Source organism: Nonomuraea sp. CA-141351 (assembly GCF_050944675.1).
GTDB lineage: Bacteria > Actinomycetota > Actinomycetes > Streptosporangiales > Streptosporangiaceae > Nonomuraea.
Genome location: NZ_CP191982.1, coordinates 11,445,765 through 11,463,076 on the forward strand (window position 1 = coordinate 11,445,765; position 17,312 = coordinate 11,463,076).

Here is a 17,312-nt window from a genome sequence, read left to right on the forward strand (position 1 = left end):
ACGATCAAGTCCCCCGCCGGGCTACTGGTTTGCTGAGACAGCGCTGCCATCGGCATGATCGCGCAGGAGCGTCGATCGCCGCATCATGACAACTATCGATGCGTTGCCGGGCGGCCATGCCCGCGGTGCGATGGTGAAAAAACGATTTGACAGCAGAGATATTCTGATCCTCCGTGCTTTCGGCGGACCGTGAGTCGCGAGGGGGCCCTGCCCTCTCAAGACTCAGGAGCCGCAATGCGCCGGGCGCCCGCCCTCTCCTTCCTCCTCGTCACTGTCTTCCTCGACATGCTCGGGCTCGGCCTGATCGTGCCGATCGTGCCGGCCCTGATGACGGCCGTCACCGAAGACGCCACCGCCGCTGTCTTCTGGTCCGGCCTGCTCGGCTCGATCTACGGCCTGCTGCAGTTCGTCGTCTCGCCGCTGCTCGGGCGGCTCTCCGACCGGTACGGCCGACGGCCCGTCCTGCTCGCGTCGCTGACCTGCCTCGGTGTCGACTGGCTGGCTCATGCGGTTTCGCCCAGCCCTTGGACCCTCTTGGTGTTCCACGCCCTCGCCGGCGCGTGCGCGGGGACGAACACCGTGGTGAACGCGTACATCGCGGACGTCACGGAACCCGAGTCGCGGGCTCGCGCCTACGGGCTGATCGGCTCCGCGTTCGGTCTCGGCTTCGTCGCCGGTCCGACCATCGGCGGCCTGCTCGGCGCCGTCGACGTACGCCTGCCGTTCTTCGCCGCGGCCGCGCTGTCCTTCGCCAACGTCGCGTACGGCTGGTTCGTCCTGCCCGAGTCGCGTCCCGGCGACCGGACGACCCCGCTGACCCTGCGGATGGCGAACCCGGTCGCCGCCATCGGCGTCGTCCTGCGCCGGCCGGTGCTCGGGCGGCTCGCGTACGCCCGCTTCTGCGCCGACGTCGCCCGCATGACCCACCAGTCGATCTGGACGTTCTTCCTCACGTACCGGTTCTCCTGGAGCACTGCGCACGTCGGCGTCGTGATGGCGGCGGGCGCACTCGCCGGCGCGCTCTTCCAGGCGCGGGCCGTCGGCCCGGTCGTCCGGCGGCTCGGCGACAAGCGCGCCGCGGTGGCCGGCAGCCTACTCGGCGTCGCGGCGCTGACAGGTACGGCGTTCGTGTCCGTACCGTGGATGCTTTACGTCCTGCAGGCGGTCGGCGTTCTCGGCTCGGTCGGCGGTGCGGCCACGCAGTCATGGATCTCCAGCAACGTCCGGGCCGACGAGCAAGGGACCGTGCAGGGCGCGCTGACTGGGATCGGCGCCGTTGCGGAGACCGTGGTGCCGGTCGCGGCCGGCACGGCGTTCGGGTGGTCGCTGGCGTACGCATCACCGGGTTTGGTCTTCGTCGGTGCGGCCACGTTCGCGGCTTTGTCGGCGCTCCTGCTGGCCGCGACGCCCGATGTCCGGACAGCACCGTTCAGATAAAGCCGATGCGGTCGGTCTCGGCATGCACAGGATTCGACGGTTTCCCGCGCGCCCGGACGACCGCAACTCGTGCCACTCACCGCATCCTCTTCTCGGCAGAAGAAGACGACAGCGCAGTATCGCACCTGCTCGCCGAATGCCATCCGGTGCCGTGAGGATGACGTCCGTTGATCTCGACTGCGCTCCCGTGCCAGCAGGTTCGCAGACTCTCGCACGGCCGGCCCAACGGAACCCTCTACGGCGGAAGCCGCCTGCTTCGATGCTTCCTCTCAGCCACCCGAATTGTCAGCCACGCGAGCCATGATCACTGCACGCATGTCCACCCCCTGCTCTCAAGGAGCGCCATGGCAAAGATCATCAAGACGTTTCTCGACCCGAAAAAGATATGGCGGCACTTTGACGGGATCGTAGACGTCGAAGACGTCTCTGCGGAGTGGCGTATCTACGAGCTCTTCACCACCAGCGAGATCTGGTCCGACAGCGACTCGAACGTCATCGCGCTCGACCCCACTCACTGCGACCACGCTCTCATCAAGTACGAGCTCTGGGACGGCGAGCCGACCACCTCCGACTGGGATGAGAGCCGATCGGGAACCGTCCAGCTGACCTCCGGGAAGGTCTACGCAATCAGTTCCTGGTCCGGAAGCACTACGTACAGCAAGGAGTTCGAACTCGGCCGCCGAGATCAAGAGTGGCGGTTCAGGATCCACCGCAAGTTCCTCGGCCACGAGGATTTCACCACGGACATCGTCAGCCTGGTCCTGTTCAAGGTGCAATTCTGGTCACCCGCGGAGACCAGACATCCTTGCGCCGAGACGAACCAACCCCATGACCGCTGAACAGCGGCGCGGATCGCGGCCTCCAGTGGCACGGCGTCACCCCGGAGGCGATTCGTCGAGATTCGTGCACTGCGCGGTTACGGCACCGCGGCGCTCACCGATGGGATCCGCGATGTCTACTCGCTCACTCGTGCTGCTGGCCGCCTCGCTCTGTGCGGGCGGCCTCGCAGCACTCGTGTACTACTTCAACGACTCCGACCTGGTGCTCTTGAGAGAACATCTGAACCATCCGTTCGCACTCGGTGTGCCGGCCTGCCTCCTCATGGCGTGGGCCGCCACCGGGCTGCGATGGAAGTGGCTAAGCATCGCGATCATCGCCCTTGCCGGGCTCGGCGCGAGTGCCGCGCTGCGCGGTTTCCACAGGTCAAGACCGTAGGGATTGGTTTATGGGCTGTGACGCGCGATTACAGACGGGAAACGGTCTACCCGAAGCGCGGATCGGCTCCTCATGTTGTACGCCCGAGTTGGTGAATGCGCCGCACCCGTCCGTCGTCGGCAACCTCGCCGACAAGGATCCACTCGATCACCGTATGGCCGAGCTTGCGATGGTCTGCGATCAGGCGGCAGTGTGCAGCGAACCGGTGGCCGTCGACGAGGAGGTCATCGATCTGCATCTCGACGGCGATGACGTTCTTGCGGGCCGGTGCCGCGTGTCCGATCAGCTGGTCGCGGGAGAGTTCTGTCCCGTCGGTCACCCAGATCGCGTCCTCGGTGAAGGTGCGACCCACGATCCGGGCGGGATCCTCGTCGGACAGGGACATGTCGTGGGTGTAGTCCTTCAGGAGGCGGCGTGCCGCCAGTTCTGTTATCTCTGACATTCCTGTCATACTTAAGTAGTCCATTAAGCTTGTCAACCATGTCAGAGATAAGGCGCCGCCGTCAGCGGGTGGAAGTCGCACGCAACCGTGCCGCTCTGGTGTCGGCGGCGATTCAGGTGCTTGCCGAGCACCCCGAGGCGAGCATGTCCGACATCGCGTCGGCGGCCGGCGTGACGCGGCAGACCGCTTACGTGCACTTCGGCACCCGCGAAGCACTGCTCGTGGCAGTCCGCGACGAGCTCAGCAACCGGGCGTTCGCCACGCTGGATGCCGCGGACCTCGAGGCCGGCCGCGCGACCGAAGCCCTTGAGCGATTCCTCGCCGCAGTCACAACACTGTTGGCCGAGCAGGCGGCATTCGAGCATTCAGACAGCGACTCGGAGGCAGACGCCGCACGCCACCTACCCATCGGGCAGCGCTTGGAGGCATTGATCCGCCGCGGACGCGCCAGCGGCGAATTCACGACCGAGCTGGAGACGAGTTGGCTGGTCACCGCGACGATCGCGCTCGGTCATGCCGCCGACCATCAGATCCGCAGAGGTCACCTGGATACGCAGTCCGCAGCAAGGCAGTTCCGGACCTCGGTGATGCGCTTGTGCATCGCGAATCCATAGACATGGGCCTCAGTCGATGCCGGTCAGGCTGGTCTCAGCACATGCGCGCCATGCTGGCCTGGCTGAAACGATGAAAGCCCCCAAGAACGTCGGCCTGCCGTACTCGCCGTGGAGAACATCTCCCGCCTGGTCGGCCACCGCAACACCTCGGTGACGGAGATTGTCTACCGCCCCATACTCCTGAAGGGCGGTCAAAGCGATGGACCAGGTCTTCGGGTACGTATAGTCCGCTCGGTTGGTTATGCAGCAACCAGAAAGGCCGCTTCCACGATCCGGAGCGGCCTTCATCCTGGGTGACTTCAGAGGACAGGACTCCTATATGCGCAGGGCACGCGGCTCGCCTGACGGACGTCCCCCTACGGCCAGCACATCGGCCAACAGCTCCGGAAGTCCCGCAGGCCGCAGAGTCTCAGTGGTCTCGGCTGCGACAAGCTCAGCCAAGGACCACCAGCGGTGGTCAATGATTCCCTGCTGTTCGCCCGGCTCCAGGTAGACGCGGGTGATGGTCTGTGTGCCGCGCGCCCGCGCAAGGAAGTACCGCTCGTGCATGTGCACGGGTTCGCCGCCCCACCGGACGTCCGCATCGAGAGTCCACAGGCACGGCCCCCACTCGACCTCCGTCAGTCCGGTCTCCTCCAGCAGCTCCCTACGAGCGGCCTGAAGGAAGTCTTCGTCCTCCTTCAATCCTCCGCCTGGGGGCACCCAGAACAACTCCCGGACCGGAGACCCAGGGACGACGATGGCGCCGTCGTACCTGTGCTGGATCATCAGAATCCGATCGTCCTGATCCAGCAGCACAATCCGGGCACCTCGTCGGGTCCGCATCGCTTGCTCCCATCCGGCGTAGTCACCCAGCAACGCAGAAGGCTGGTTTTGCTTGCAGCTACCGACCGCACTTGTTCGTGAGTGGCGACCGCACCCCGAGCTTCAGCGAAGTTGATGTTTGCCAGTTCTGACCGCACCCCGACGGCAGCCGCAATGGACCGCTGACCTGGGCTCACGACGGCCAGCCGGATCTGTCCGGGAGCGGCCATACCGAGCTGCCCGGTGGCGGCAACGCGATTACCCAGCGTGATTGGCATCCAAGGTAGACGCGCGCGTAGCCGCCGTTCGGCGCTCATCCTCTGGCCTTCATGATGCCTCGCGGAGTGTTCGAGATCGGACATTATGGGCGGATGCTGCGCTACGTACTGGTGCGCGACGCCCTTCGGAACCTCAGTCTTGAGCCCTCGGCAGGATGTCGTGCGGTGAATCATCTGGGCCTCACGGGATCGGATCCGCTGCAAGGATGACGGCCGTGCGCCGCTACGAGACGAGTATGTACGACAGCAACCGCTGGGACGGCTTCGAGCTCCGCCCCGGCGACATCATCATCAGCACCCCGCCAAAGTGCGGGACGACGTGGACGCAGATGATCTGCGCCCTGCTCATACTGCAGGAACCGGAGCTCCCGCTCCCGTTGGACACGCTCTCGCCGTGGATCGACATGGTGACTCGCGCCCGCACAGACGTGTTCGCGGACCTGGAAGCCCAGACGCACCGCCGGTTCATCAAGACCCACACGCCGCTCGACGGGATACCCAACGATCCGACGGTCACGTACATCTGCGTCGGGCGGGACCCGCGCGACGTGGGGCTGTCGATCGACCACCATATCGACAACACCGACATCGGCGCGTTCCTCAGGCAACGCAAACGGGCGGCCGCGATCGACGGGATCGAGCTCGGACCATTGCGGCCGCCGCGGCCGCGCCCCGACGGCGAGCGGGACCGCTTCTGGCAGTGGGTCGACGACGAGACGCCATCGACGCAGGTCGGGTCGTCGCTGCGGCGCACTGTTGAGCACCTGCAGACGTTCCGGGACGCCGCCGACGATCTCGACGTCGTGTACTTGCACTACGACGACCTGAAGGCCGACCTGGAGGGGCAGATGCGGCAGATGGCCGCGCGCCTCGGCATCGACGTCGACGAGCACCGATGGCCCCGCCTGGTCCAGGCGGCGACGTTCGAGTCGATGCGCAGCAGGGCCGACACGACCGTCCCCGCCGGCGGTCCGGAGCACTGGATCGATCCCGCCGCGTTCTTCAGGCGCGGCACGAGCGGCCAGTGGCGCGACCTCCTCGACGACGCCGACCTCGCCCGGTACGCCGCGCGCGTGCGGGCGCTCGCGTCCGACGATCTCGTCGAGTGGGTGCATCGCGAGCCGATCGACTGAGATCCCCGTCCGGCGGTATACCCGCACTACCCAAAGCTGGTCGTCAGCGCCGCCCGCCGCCCATAACTGCCGATCCGCGCTCGGGACCAACATCAGGGGTCTACGCCTCAACCGACGCCGGATTCGGCGATCGGGGCAGTGTGGCGGCGCGTCGGCTAGCGAATCTGGTCACACTCTGTGATGGTCATAGCGCCTTCTTCCTTGCCGCCAGCGGCCAGATCCGGATGGCCGCCGACACTGCGCCGCCGCCCCGCCCCTCCTCGGTGCGAATGACCTCGGGCCGGTGAGTGCGGTCAGCTCTCACGATCAACGGACCCGACTCCAGGCCCAAGATCGCGGTCGAAACTGGCGAGCAAACGCGGTCCGTTGTCGCGAACATAATCAGAAGGCCGCCTCCCATCACCAGGAAGCGGCCTTTGACCTGGCGGGGTGTTCACGAGTAGGTCTGCGAAACATGCGATGACTGCAGGCCTTCACGTGCGTCTTCGACAGCATGGACTGGAGGTGATGACTCCAGTCATTGACGTGTGGCGGCGTGGTATTGGTGGATGAGCCAGGCGCTCTCTGCCTGTTGGGTCACGATGGACAGGCATACCAGGTGGATGTCACCGGTGGGCGCGGTGAAGGTCACCTCCGCGAATCCGTGCACGATCGCCTGACTCAGCTGGGCGGCGGACACCACCTTGACCTGTGCCGTCGTACCGCGGGTGACCCTGTCGTAATACTCGAAGATCTCCTGCGGACCGCGTCTCAGCCGTGGACTGATGCCCTGGAAGAGCGCATCCTGACTGAACAGGGAGGCGATCTCGGCCGGGCGATGTCTGTCAAAGGCCCGCTGCCAGTCGTGGAGCAGCCCGGTGAGAACCTCCGTGGCCCGGGTGCCGGTCATCGCGAGGCCCCGGCGTGCAGAGCTTCCCGCTCCCACTGGTGTCGCGGCTGCGTGTGGAGCCGCCAGTAGTGCTCGGCGATGTCGTCCGGGTCGAAGTCGGTGCCGGGGGCGACCGTGCCGTCCACGGTGACGCTCGCCACGTGCACCCCGGAAGGTCCATACTCTTGGTCCAGCAGGATCAGCCGATCCCGCTCTAGCCATGATTCATAGCCGACATGGTCGCCGGTAGTTGCTGACCAGTACCAGCCGGCGAAGCCCCGGCCTCCCTTGGCCCAACGGAACCCCGCGCCGGCGGCACGCGCTGGAACTGAACGTTCCAACCGTCGCCCAATCGGGTCCGCAGCCGCCGCTCGCCATCGAAGAAGTCCAGGTCGAAGGCGCTGAGCACAGGGTTGCCGTACGCACCCGCCGGTTACCTCATCATCTCTCCTGGAACTCAAGCGTCCGTTCTCATCCATCGTGTCAGGAAGCCATGTCGGCGAGGTGCGCACCGACAAACTGCCTTGAGACAAGACGGGCGAGCAATCCAGCTGGAGATCAATGGGCTTGGACGTCACAGGTCGATGTCCCAGCGGTCTTGTCAGTTCCGGTGAGCGCCGACCAGGCAAGTGACAGAAGCACTGAGACCCCGCGCGGTGGAATCTCATCGATCTTGTCAGTTTTCCGAGTCAACAGCGCCTCATCGGAACGTGGCGTGGCCGCCGAACGGGCGCTCCAACGCGCACTACGCGGCATGAGCGGAGGTCGTCCGGCGGTGTCCTACCGAAGCGTGGTCCCTCTCGACACGTTATGTGACACCTACGGCTTGGCCGACGAGGTGATCGGCGATCCGGCCGGGGCTGCGGAGTCCGGCACCCCCGCGTAGTCGGGCAGCTCGATGCCGTTGATCGCGCGCCCGACCAGTTCGGTGAACCATTCGCTGGCGAAATCGGGGCGCGGCTCGGCGTCTGGCCCGGGGACATCGCGGCTGCCGGCGTTCAACCGGCCGATCTCCTGGTTGGCCTCGACGAACGAGCGCATCCGCGCCTCGTAGCGGGCGAACCCGGCGTCGGGGTCCCATCCGGCGGCGGCCAGCTCTCCGGCCAGCAGGTAAGCGCCGACCAGCGCCAGCCCGGTGCCCTGCCCCGACATCGGCGAGGAGCTGAACGCCGCGTCCCCGAGCAGCCCCACCCGTCCACTCGACCAGCGGTCCATCACCACCTGGGCGACCTGGTCGAGGTAGAAGTCCGGGGTGTCGTCCAGGTGCGCGAGGATTTCCGGGGTCAACCAGCCCAGGCCCGCCATCCGCTCACGCAGCAGGACCTTCTGGGCCGCGACGTCACGGTAGTCGACGTCGAAGTCGGCCGCGGCGAAGTAGAACATGGCCATCGCCCGGGTGGCGTCCTGGATGGGCCGCAGGAGGGCAGAGCGCCCGGACTCCTGATCCTGGTACTCGAGCAGCCAGCGGTCCAGCCCGAACTCGTTGGGCACACTGTAGAAGGCCAGCACGTGCCCGAGGTGGCGGAGGAACCGCTCATGCGGCCCGAAGACCATCGCTCGCAGCGCCGAGTGCAACCCGTCGGCTCCGACCACCAGGTCGAAGCGCCGCCGGTTGCCGCCCGCGAAGACCACGTCGACCCCGTCCGCGTCCTGGGCGAGCCCCGCGATTCGGTCGCCGAAGACGTACTCGACGCTGTCGCGGGTGTCGTCGTAGAGCACCTGGGACAGGTCCCCGCGCAGGATCTCGATGTCCGCGATGAACCCGTCGCCACCGTCGTCGTCGGCACGGAAGGTCTCCAGCACTTGCCCGTCCGCGTCCACGGTGTGCGCGCCGGCGGTGTCGGTGCACGCCGCGCGCACCGCCGCGTCCAGCCCCATGCGCCCGATGACCTCCTTGGCGACCCCGCGCGCGTCCACCGCCTGCCCGCCGGGACGCAGCTCAGGAGCCCGCTCCACCACGGTCACCTCGGCCCCCCGCCGGCGCAGCCAGTGGGCCAGCGCGGGTCCCGCGATGCTCGCCCCCGCCACCAACACCCTGGGACCGCTCACCCGCGTCCCCTGCTCGCCGGTCCGGATGGTGTGCTCCTGCTTGGAGTCGTCGACGCTCATCACTGCCTCCATATGCTTCCTCCCGCGCTGGGACGTTCCCAGCACAGGCCACCGCTGTCGGTGAGTCCAGCCGTATCGACCACGGATGCGCACAAAACTCATCGGCACGACCGAAATCGCGTCCACGCTCCCGCAAACACCCTGAACTCGGCATGTGCGTGCGACGGGCACGGTCATGATCGCCTCGGCCTCGGCAGACATTGATGAGAAGCGCCAACTCCGATGACGCTCACATCAGCCCAGACGGGTGCAAACCAGGCTAACCAGGCCGTCAGCTAGGCCGCCGCCTGAGAATTCGCCAGACCTGCGCGCAACACAGTGAGACGCTGAAAGGACCAGTGAGAACGGACATCAAGCCCCAGCAGTCACTCAACCTTCGGTGAGACACCGTAGTCGTGATCAACCTTCGATGACAATGCTCAGTCTTCGCTGCGACAGAACATGAAACGACAAGATCCCGCCCGATCACGATTATCAGATGGGATCCCGTCAACTTCAGTCCAGCCGTCTCAAGAACGGCTTCTGGTGGGGTGTTCACGAGCTGCGTTGACCAGCGGGAAAGGCCCCTTCTAGGAGATCGCTTCCCGCGTACCGGCTGATCGTTTCCCGCTCGCTGAGCGCGACACCGCGGAGCGAGCGGGCTCTCGAGCGTGGAAGCGACCGCGTCCGAGAACGCTTGGCGGTGTTCGCTGAGGCGGACAATGCCGATCATCCCCGGTTGCCGAGCAGGGCCATGCGGTCGACGTGTGCTCACGCGTGGGGCTTGACGTCGAAGACCGCCTTTCCTGCCACGCGCCGGCCGCGCAGCGCGTCGGCTGCCTCGGCGAAGCGTTCCCAGGAGCCGCGCCAACTGATCTCGGGAACCAGGGTGCCTTCAGCGACGAGTCGTACCAGTTCGGCCAGGTCGTTGGCGGCTGCGAACTCGTTGACATACGACGTGAGCGTCTTGGGCGGGCCGACGGTCGCATAGGGCGGGAAGACAGCCGGCTCTCCCGAGGTCCACCCGACGGACTGGAGGCTGCCGCCGGGAGCAAGGAGCTCCCAGGCGGTGACCAGATGGGGTCCGCCGACCGTCTCCACGACGATGTCGACGGGCTCTTTGATGTCGTCCAGGCCGACGACCACTTCATCGGCGCCCACGCCGACGAGGCCGTCGCCACGCGTGGGGGAGCCGACAGAGGCGATGACGTGCGCTCCGGCGTGGGCGGCGAGTCGCACGGCGTATCGTCCCACGCCGCCCGAGGCGCCGGTCACCAGCACGCGCTTGCCGGGGGCGATCCCGGCGCTCCGCAGCGAGCGGAGCGCGGCCAGGCCCGCCGTCGGCAGTGCGGCCGCCTCGGCCAGTCCTACACCGGCCGGAACTTCGGCTACCGCCGACACATCTACGGCCACCCGCTCCGCGAACGCACCGTAGGCGAAGAGGACGACGCGGGTTCCGGCAGCGGGGCCGGAGCCGTCCGCCGCTCCCTGCAGGACGACCCCCGCCGCGTCGAGGCCCAGCGGCGCCCCGGCCGGAACGCGTCCGGAGAGTGCATTGTTGAGGTCCGCGTAGTTGAGCGAGGCATGCCGCACTTCAACGAGCAATTGTCCAGGCCCGGCGACGGGGGTGGCGATCTCCCCGAAGCCGATGCTGGTAGGGGCGGACGGGTCGACGATGAGGGCGCGCGTGGACATTGACATCTCCTGGCGGTGAAGGCCGTGACGCATTAGGACACTAGCAGATGGTTTCGTAAAAGACTATCTTCTTATCTACTATCCCTTGTGCGTCTCTTGGCTGGTGGAACTGCTGACAGCACGGATCGATGTCGGCGTGGTGGCCGCCGTGGCTGGGATGAGCGTGTCGGCGTTGGCCCGATACCAGCATTTCGCCCCCGCCTTGGACGAGGAGACCGCTGCCGCCCTACTGCGCGGCCAGAACAGGTGAGTACGGCGCAGCCACGCGCCTGGCGTCCCCGCACCACCCGCACGCAGGTGGCCGACCTCGACCTCCCGGCAAGCAGGCCATGCAGGTTCCCGATGCCGCCGCAGGCCACTACACCCGGCTGCTGGATGCCTCCGGCATCATGACGTTGATCGACGCCGAACTCGGTCACAGGCCAGGGCCGTCCGGACTGCCGATCCGGGCGGTTCTGGCCTGCCTGCTGATTTCGATCCACCACACCGGCAAAGCCACCCTGGCCGAGGCCTGGCGGCTGTCGGCCTTCTCCCCCGGTCGCCAGTCGCCCTCAAGCACATCGGACTCACGCCCGAACGGCCTCACGCCCACGACGTGCATACCTGCCTGTTCGACAACCGGCGCTTATACCGCGCCTTCGACCGGCTCACCACGGTTCGTGACCCGGCCCGCCACGACCGCCGGTCCCGCTTGCCCCAAGCCGAGGCCGACCAACTCGCCCACTCCTGGGACGACGATGACCCCGAGCACCAGCACAAACGCGAACCGCTCCAGCAGATCGTCACCGCCCTCGTCCTCTACCCTGGTCCGCTGGGCCAAAGGCTGCGGCTACCTCGCCGGCTTCCAGGGCGACGTCGACACCACCGCGATCCCCACCTTCGCCCGCCCGCCCAGGCCCGGCAAAGGCCTGCCTCCACCGAGGTCACCGCCGGCTGGCACTACTCTGCCGGGGACGACCCACCCGAATTCGGCTACGGCGCCACACTCACCGTCGCCGCCCGAACCGCACCCGCACCGGTCCCTTCCCCCAGCTCGCTCTTGGCCGCGTGGTCGACCCCCGCACAAACGCATCGACCCCAACGCCATCACGACCCTGACCTCGCTGACCAACGTCGGCCTACCCACCAGGTTCGCGACCGTCGACCGCGCCTACACCGACCAGATCCCCGAACGCTTCGCCCACCCGGCACGCCAACTGGGCTTCAAGCTGGCCCTGGACTACAAGCGTGATCAACGCGGAGTCCAAGGCAGCGTCCACGGCGCCCTGCTCATCGACGGCACCCCTCGCCTGCCCCACGTTGGTTCAGGTGTGAGGTCAGGCCGACCCCTTGAGTCCAGACCCGATCACACTCGTTCACCCTGTGTGGCTCCCGACCGGGCCCCGATGAGCTCTCAGCCAATCACGTCGATACCGGGACGAGATCTCCCCCTGCGATGATCACCCGTCTGGCCCCGTTCCGAGGAGACGACCTCATGAGGCTCTGGGCGCTTGCCCTGACGATCACGTCCGTTGCCGTGGTCGTCCCGCCGTCGGCTCCAGCCGAGATTCGCCTCGACCCCGTCGCCGCGCTGCGCCGCCAGCTCGCGAGCGGCAACGGTGTGACGTTCTCGAACGTCACGATCTCCACGTCCTGGGATGGAGAGCCGCTGACTTTACGGAGGTCGGGGGTCCATGAACTAGCCCGCGGTGAGGTCATCGCGAGCGAGATCCTCGATCTTAAGGATGGCAAGGACCCCGAGCGCTTCATTGTCTTCCCGGACCGGTACTACGAGCAGTCCTCCTTCTGGCGCGAGCGTCTGCCGGAAGGCAAGAGCTGGGGGGTCATCAAGGACAAGCAGTCCCTTGCCCTGACCTGTGGCGACATGCGGCTGAGCGACCCCGCAACGCTCAAAGCCCTGCTCGCCAGCACCAAGACCAAGCGCCCGGTCGGCGTGTATGACGGCACCCGTACCACCCTGCACGAGGGGATCATCACGCTAGGCGAGGTCGCCAAGGTGGATCCCGACCTCCGTATCGGCGCAGATCGCAGAGCCACAGGCGCGTACGCTCAAGCCCGCATCAACTGGAAGCTCTGGATAGGGCAGGACCAACTCGTCCGCCGATGCCACAGCTCCTCCTGGCAACCCGGCACCCTGGGGATGGACGAATTCGACCCCATACAACTCATCGACGACGTCCGCCTGTCGCGGTGGGGCAGCGCGACCGACATCAAACCGCCTGCAGCCGATCAGGTAGCGACCCAGGACGAGCTCATCAACATCTCTGAATAGGCTCCTGTTTGCGCACCCTGCCAGGCCGACGACCACATGTGCGAGTAGAGCTCGCGGTTCACGATTTCGAAACCGAGCATGGAAGCCTACGCCCGAACCGTGACCGCCCAGACAGATCGAGACGCCCACTGCCGGTGGCTCGGCTTGTACCGAATATGCGATGCATTCCCGTACTCGCCATTGGAGGAGAACGCTGAAGACGTCCCCGGCAGCGCTTGCCTCATCGCCGAGGAATGGGCCAGCTACAGCAATACGAATTTCGTCCTACTTCCCGTAGGCGATCCAGAGGAAACTGCCGATGACACTTACCGGCATATCACGGGGCACTGGTACGGATGGCACGGCTGGGACCCGCTGTGCTCGGTCAACGGCCGACCACGGTACCTCTAGGTTCTACGAGATGGTGCTGTCTCCAGCGCGGCGAGCACCCGATCGCGCAGCAGTTCGTACTGCTCACGGAACCGCCGGGGGGCGTCGGGCGGCCGGTGCACCACCTGTCCGTTGACGACGACCTCGCCAGGAAGGAACTGATCGGCCGTCAGGTCGACCTCGGTACCGTCGGGCAGCCGGTTCCAGTAATGGTTGCCGTTCTTAACCCCGTCGACGTGGACCTCTCCGAGGATCAGGTCGCCCCCGAGTAGGTCCTGGACCACCAGCGCGGTCATCCCGCACTGGGCTCGGGCGGGGTTGCCCGGCCCCCACTCCTGACTGGCATTCGGATAGCAGGTATCGGCCCCCCAGGCGGCCCGCACCAGCGGCCGCAGTGTCTCTACGCTCAGCATCCCCAGAGCATCGCAGACGGGTGTGACAGCCAGCGCTGGAAGATCCGTGTCATGAGCACAACCATGAACAACGACAAGGCCTGGCGCGTGATGTCCTCGTCCGCCGCCGGCTCTTAGGCGTACACACCGCACCCTGCCCGTCCATGCCGTCTGCCATCGACCCACCGCGGAGCGGCAGCGGGCAGGCGGCGGAGGTGCACGCCCAACTTGAGGTGTCCCCGCGCTCCGCTGTGATCGCAGAAGAGCCCGGTAGCCATTGCCTGGCGCTGGCCTGGCCGGGCATCACCGGCGCGCATCGCTCGGCGCCCGCACTCCCGAGCAGGTGGACGGCTGGACCGGGCCGGTTCACTCTCGCTGATCCCCGGCGACCTGGCCCACATCACCGACGTCCTTCGCCGCACCGGTGCCGACACCGGCTCCGTGCAGCCTTGACCTCCCCTGTCCTGCCGGTCGCCCTCATCGAAAGGAAAACTGTGCCAATCGCATTGCTGGCGCTGGCCGTCGGGCGTGCGCGACCGGTCGGTCAGGGTGATGCCGTCCGGTTGACGGGTTCACGATGCCCCCGTCGCGAGGACCGTCATTTCAAGGTGTCCAGCGCCTGGTCGGTGGTGAGCACTGCGGTCGCGTAAAGCGGGCCGTTGATCTCGTGCGCGGCGCGCATGGCCTCCTCATTCCAGGTGGCGGTCGCGTCCTTGACGAGGGTCACCGAGTAGCCGAGTTCCACGGCGTGCCGTCCGGTGCCTTCCACGCAGCCGATGGCGGTCATGCCGACGAGGATGATGTGCTCGACTCCATGCTGCCGTAGTTGTAGATCCAGGTTGGTGTTGGCGAACCCGCTCATCCCCCAGTGCTCATAGGCCACGATGTCGCCGGGCTGAGGCCCGAACTCCGGATGCCATTGGCCGCCCCAGTTGTCGAGGGCGAATAGCCGCGCTTCGGACAGCTTGCGAAAGGGTGGTGCCAGTTGCTGCCAGTTGTCGGCATCACCCGGGCGCCAGCGGCGGTGCGGTGCGATGAAGACCGGCACGTCGGCCGCCCGTGCGCCGACGAGCAGTTCACGCAGGTGCTGGTGGAGTCCGATCGACTGGGCCACGTCCTTGACTGCGGGCCAGACCTTGCCGTCCTCGCTGAGCATGTCGTTGTACGGATCGACCATGACCAGGCCGGTCTGCGCTCTGTTGTGGCTATTTGCCGGCATCGGGTTGTTCCCTTCGTCGCAGGTCTGGCCGCGCGGCGCGATCAGGGGGACTGTCGTCACCTCGACGCTGCCTGACCTGGCCAGGCCGCTGCGCGCGTGGGTGGATCTGGTCGCGACCCACAATATGTAAACTTATCGTGTCGACAAAGTCGAGGCAAACAGTGATCGGAAAGGCGGAGACGGCGATGGCCGGGACGACTGGGGCGGGCAAAGGCGCACGTCAGCACGCGGGGCGCCGACGCAACGAAGAAGCACGACAAGACGTGCTCAGCAGCGCCCTGGAACTGGCCGAGGAAACAGCTTCGCGTGGATTCACCATGGAGGAGTTGGCCGCCCGAGCCGCGGTGAGCAAGCGCACCCTCTACCGCTGGTGGTCCTGCCGGTCCGAGGTCCTGGCCGAGGCTCTGGTCGAACGCGCCCGCATCGTCGTCGAGGTGCCGGCGACCAGCAATGCGGCCGCCGACCTCAGGTCATACATCAGATCCGTCTACCTGCAGGCCAACGCCCCCGAGGTGGCCGCTGCCCTCCGGCTGCTCATGGCCGACGCCCAGACCAGTCCCGTCGCCGCCGCATCCTTGCGTTTCTTCACCAGTCACCGACGCGACGCCTGCCTGGACCTGCTCTCCCGAGCCCAGGAGCACGGCACGCTTTCGGCCGGGCTGGACCCTGGCGTCATGGCCGACGTCATCCTCGGGGTCGTCTGGTACCGCCTGCTCACCGAAGAACCGACTACCGACGACGCCGCGGCCGACGAGGTCCACCGCCTACTCACCGGCGAACACTGAACGAGTGAGGCGCACCTTCATGGTGCCGGACAGCCCCGCCCTCCCCGATCAGCTGCGTCGACGTAACCTTGTCCGGCGAGCTGCCACGTGGTGATCACCTGAGTGGAAGGGTTCCACAGGTTGCCAGCGGTCGCCGCCATGCTTGAGCGCTTCCTGGCGACGAAAGGAGCACCTCGCGTAGCGCGCCGAGCGTGGTCGAGTACCGCCGTGACTCGGTCGAGAAGTGGCTGCGATAACCGAGCATGTGCGCCCAGCGCTCGCCCGCTCCCAGAGACCTGATCGAGGACCCGCAGGCCTGGCACCACGCCAACCGCCGCTGTCGTCGTCCAGGCCATCCCGCCACCCTGGCTGAACGCCGCCTGAGCCTGCGCGGCCCGGCCGCCGTCTCCGGCGTCAACCGCCAGCCCATCGCCGAGCTGCTAGCCGGACGCTCCTGGCCAGACGTGGCCATCGTCGCCCTCTCGGAGACCGCTCTTGCGGCTCGCCTGTGGCCGGACGACCCACCCCGGCAAGGGGCCGAACCTCGTGCAGGACGTCGCGATGACATCGACGACATGGCCGAGCCGTCCTTCTGCCGCCCTCGAAACCCTGACATCCGGGCAGAAGCGGCCGTCATTTGGCTCGAGTGGGTGTAGGTCGCCGACACGGTGCGGATGCTGGTGGCCACCAGCGCCGACCACTCCCCATACAACATTGAGCGGCTGCTGCACGCCACCACCCGGTTGGCCGCCTGGTGCCACCGCCGAGGCCTGCCGGACGATCCGGAGGTGTGGCTGCGGCACGAGACGATCGACGAGTTCGTGCTGACCGGCTGCACCGATCTCAGGCCGCGCTCGGCACAGACCTACCGGGCCTGGCTACGGCACATGTGCGCCACCGTGGCCTGGCTGGAACGCGGCGAACAGGCCCCGCTTCGACCGCCTCCACCAGCGCGGGCGGCCGGCCCACTGCCGTCGACCTGACCTACGCCCGGCAGCGAGCCGCCCACCCAGCGGCCAAACCCCGCGTTAGGCCCCCGACACCCGACCACAAGACCGGCGAACTGCCGAAGATCTGCCACCAGCACACCATCACCCTGCACCGCGACGACCCCGACAAGTTCCGCCAGGACCTGCCCCACCTCAGCCCCTCGTGGCGATGAACGTACTCCACAGCCAGGGCCATGGCAGAAGGGCTGAACGGCCGTCTCAAATGCCACGACCTCGGCCTCGGCGATTCCAAGGACCGGCTCGCCCACGGCCGCGTCGCCCAGACCATCCTGGTCGCACTGCTCGTCACCGTCGCCAACGACCACTTCCTCGACCACTGGCGCCACGCCCACCAGCCCCCAGACGAGCCCGACACATCCGCCGACATTCTCGAGATCCCAGCAGAGCAACATCGACCGTACGCCGCTCGCGGACCGGAGCAGGCCACCACCCGCCCCATACTGCGCAAGTCAGATCACCTTGTCGCAGCACCCACCCCGGAGCAGGCATCGCCATGCCCAGCGACGCGAACTCCGACCTCCACCAGCGTCCTGACACCACCCGGGCCTTCCCAGACACCTGCTCGGCGGCTCCCAAACCAGGGCGAACCAGATTCGGAAACCCCTGAAACGACAAGATCCCGCCTGATCGCGATGATCAGACGGGATCCCGTCAACTTCAGTCCAGCCGTTTCAAGAACGGCCCCTGGTGGGGTGTTCACGAGAAGGTGTGA

19 protein-coding genes are annotated in these 17,312 nt (G+C 66.8%); 9 read left to right on the plus strand and 10 right to left on the minus strand.

Features of this window, described 5'->3' with window-relative positions:
* Nucleotides 1-234: 234 nt before the first annotated feature.
* The 3 genes from ACQPWU_RS53880 (at nucleotide 235) to ACQPWU_RS53890 (ending at nucleotide 2,652) form a co-directional block, all read left to right on the plus strand.
* A complete protein-coding gene (locus tag ACQPWU_RS53880; RefSeq protein WP_433434808.1) occupies nucleotides 235-1,437 on the plus strand; it encodes an MFS transporter in 1,203 nt (400 codons plus the stop codon).
* A 344-nt stretch (nucleotides 1,438-1,781) separates the two neighbouring features.
* Entirely contained in the window at nucleotides 1,782-2,276 is a 495-nt protein-coding gene (locus tag ACQPWU_RS53885; protein WP_433434810.1) for a hypothetical protein, read from the plus strand.
* A 112-nt stretch (nucleotides 2,277-2,388) separates the two neighbouring features.
* The gene (locus tag ACQPWU_RS53890) at nucleotides 2,389-2,652 is read left to right on the plus strand and encodes a hypothetical protein (RefSeq protein ID WP_433434812.1); all 264 of its coding nucleotides are present in this window, start codon (nucleotides 2,389-2,391) and stop codon (nucleotides 2,650-2,652) included.
* A 70-nt stretch (nucleotides 2,653-2,722) separates the two neighbouring features.
* Here ACQPWU_RS53890 and ACQPWU_RS53895 read toward each other — a convergent pair whose 3' ends face one another.
* Nucleotides 2,723-3,037, minus strand: a complete 315-nt coding sequence (locus tag ACQPWU_RS53895; protein WP_433434814.1) for a hypothetical protein — start codon at nucleotides 3,035-3,037, stop codon at nucleotides 2,723-2,725.
* Between the two features lie 125 nt (nucleotides 3,038-3,162).
* Between ACQPWU_RS53895 and ACQPWU_RS53900 the strand changes: the two genes are divergently transcribed.
* Nucleotides 3,163-3,708: a TetR/AcrR family transcriptional regulator gene (locus tag ACQPWU_RS53900; protein WP_433434816.1), complete on the plus strand. Its 546-nt coding sequence runs from the start codon at nucleotides 3,163-3,165 to the stop codon at nucleotides 3,706-3,708.
* Between the two features lie 315 nt (nucleotides 3,709-4,023).
* On the opposite strand, the gene ACQPWU_RS53905 is transcribed toward ACQPWU_RS53900, so the two are convergent.
* Nucleotides 4,024-4,533 (minus strand): NUDIX hydrolase, encoded by a 510-nt coding sequence (locus ACQPWU_RS53905; RefSeq protein ID WP_433434818.1) that lies wholly within the window; start codon nucleotides 4,531-4,533, stop codon nucleotides 4,024-4,026.
* A 472-nt stretch (nucleotides 4,534-5,005) separates the two neighbouring features.
* Between ACQPWU_RS53905 and ACQPWU_RS53910 the strand changes: the two genes are divergently transcribed.
* On the plus strand, nucleotides 5,006-5,923 hold the full coding sequence (locus ACQPWU_RS53910; RefSeq protein WP_433434820.1) for a sulfotransferase domain-containing protein: 918 nt from the start codon (nucleotides 5,006-5,008) through the stop codon (nucleotides 5,921-5,923).
* Between the two features lie 517 nt (nucleotides 5,924-6,440).
* Here the strand turns inward: ACQPWU_RS53910 and ACQPWU_RS53915 are convergent.
* From ACQPWU_RS53915 to ACQPWU_RS53930, 4 genes are all read right to left on the minus strand, one after another.
* Entirely contained in the window at nucleotides 6,441-6,812 is a 372-nt protein-coding gene (locus ACQPWU_RS53915; protein ID WP_433434822.1) for a YybH family protein, read from the minus strand.
* Nucleotides 6,809-6,958 carry a hypothetical protein gene (locus ACQPWU_RS53920; protein WP_433434824.1) on the minus strand — a complete coding sequence of 50 codons (150 nt, stop codon included), beginning with the start codon at nucleotides 6,956-6,958 and terminating at the stop codon, nucleotides 6,809-6,811. The genes ACQPWU_RS53915 and ACQPWU_RS53920 overlap by 4 nt, the downstream gene beginning before the upstream one ends.
* Before the next feature lie 652 nt (nucleotides 6,959-7,610).
* Nucleotides 7,611-8,900, minus strand: a complete 1,290-nt coding sequence (locus tag ACQPWU_RS53925; RefSeq protein WP_433434826.1) for an FAD-dependent monooxygenase — start codon at nucleotides 8,898-8,900, stop codon at nucleotides 7,611-7,613.
* A gap of 750 nt (nucleotides 8,901-9,650) precedes the next feature.
* On the minus strand, nucleotides 9,651-10,574 hold the full coding sequence (locus ACQPWU_RS53930) for a zinc-binding dehydrogenase (protein ID WP_433434827.1): 924 nt from the start codon (nucleotides 10,572-10,574) through the stop codon (nucleotides 9,651-9,653).
* Between the two features lie 103 nt (nucleotides 10,575-10,677).
* Here ACQPWU_RS53930 and ACQPWU_RS53935 point away from each other — a divergent pair, with 103 nt between their 5' ends.
* Nucleotides 10,678-10,824 (plus strand): hypothetical protein, encoded by a 147-nt coding sequence (locus ACQPWU_RS53935; protein WP_433434828.1) that lies wholly within the window; start codon nucleotides 10,678-10,680, stop codon nucleotides 10,822-10,824.
* A gap of 375 nt (nucleotides 10,825-11,199) precedes the next feature.
* Here the strand turns inward: ACQPWU_RS53935 and ACQPWU_RS53940 are convergent, their stop codons facing one another.
* Nucleotides 11,200-11,394 carry a hypothetical protein gene (locus ACQPWU_RS53940; RefSeq protein ID WP_433434830.1) on the minus strand — a complete coding sequence of 65 codons (195 nt, stop codon included), beginning with the start codon at nucleotides 11,392-11,394 and terminating at the stop codon, nucleotides 11,200-11,202.
* Nucleotides 11,395-12,048: 654 nt separating this feature from the next.
* Between ACQPWU_RS53940 and ACQPWU_RS53945 the strand changes: the two genes are divergently transcribed.
* Entirely contained in the window at nucleotides 12,049-12,846 is a 798-nt protein-coding gene (locus tag ACQPWU_RS53945) for a hypothetical protein (protein ID WP_433434832.1), read from the plus strand.
* A gap of 386 nt (nucleotides 12,847-13,232) precedes the next feature.
* Here the strand turns inward: ACQPWU_RS53945 and ACQPWU_RS53950 are convergent, their stop codons facing one another.
* Both ACQPWU_RS53950 and ACQPWU_RS53955 read right to left on the minus strand, forming a co-directional pair.
* Nucleotides 13,233-13,628, minus strand: a complete 396-nt coding sequence (locus ACQPWU_RS53950) for a YunG family protein (RefSeq protein WP_433434833.1) — start codon at nucleotides 13,626-13,628, stop codon at nucleotides 13,233-13,235.
* A gap of 577 nt (nucleotides 13,629-14,205) precedes the next feature.
* On the minus strand, nucleotides 14,206-14,949 hold the full coding sequence (locus tag ACQPWU_RS53955; protein ID WP_433434835.1) for a cysteine hydrolase family protein: 744 nt from the start codon (nucleotides 14,947-14,949) through the stop codon (nucleotides 14,206-14,208).
* Between the two features lie 140 nt (nucleotides 14,950-15,089).
* Here ACQPWU_RS53955 and ACQPWU_RS53960 point away from each other — a divergent pair, with 140 nt between their 5' ends.
* Entirely contained in the window at nucleotides 15,090-15,611 is a 522-nt protein-coding gene (locus tag ACQPWU_RS53960) for a TetR/AcrR family transcriptional regulator C-terminal ligand-binding domain-containing protein (RefSeq protein ID WP_433434837.1), read from the plus strand.
* Nucleotides 15,612-15,705: 94 nt separating this feature from the next.
* On the opposite strand, the gene ACQPWU_RS53965 is transcribed toward ACQPWU_RS53960, so the two are convergent.
* Nucleotides 15,706-16,305: a replication initiator gene (locus ACQPWU_RS53965; RefSeq protein ID WP_433434839.1), complete on the minus strand. Its 600-nt coding sequence runs from the start codon at nucleotides 16,303-16,305 to the stop codon at nucleotides 15,706-15,708.
* On the opposite strand from ACQPWU_RS53965, the gene ACQPWU_RS53970 reads away from it, so the two are divergent.
* Nucleotides 16,265-16,573: a hypothetical protein gene (locus tag ACQPWU_RS53970; RefSeq protein WP_433445597.1), complete on the plus strand. Its 309-nt coding sequence runs from the start codon at nucleotides 16,265-16,267 to the stop codon at nucleotides 16,571-16,573. The two genes, ACQPWU_RS53965 and ACQPWU_RS53970, sit on opposite strands and share 41 nt — an antisense overlap.
* Nucleotides 16,574-17,312 lie beyond the last annotated feature (739 nt).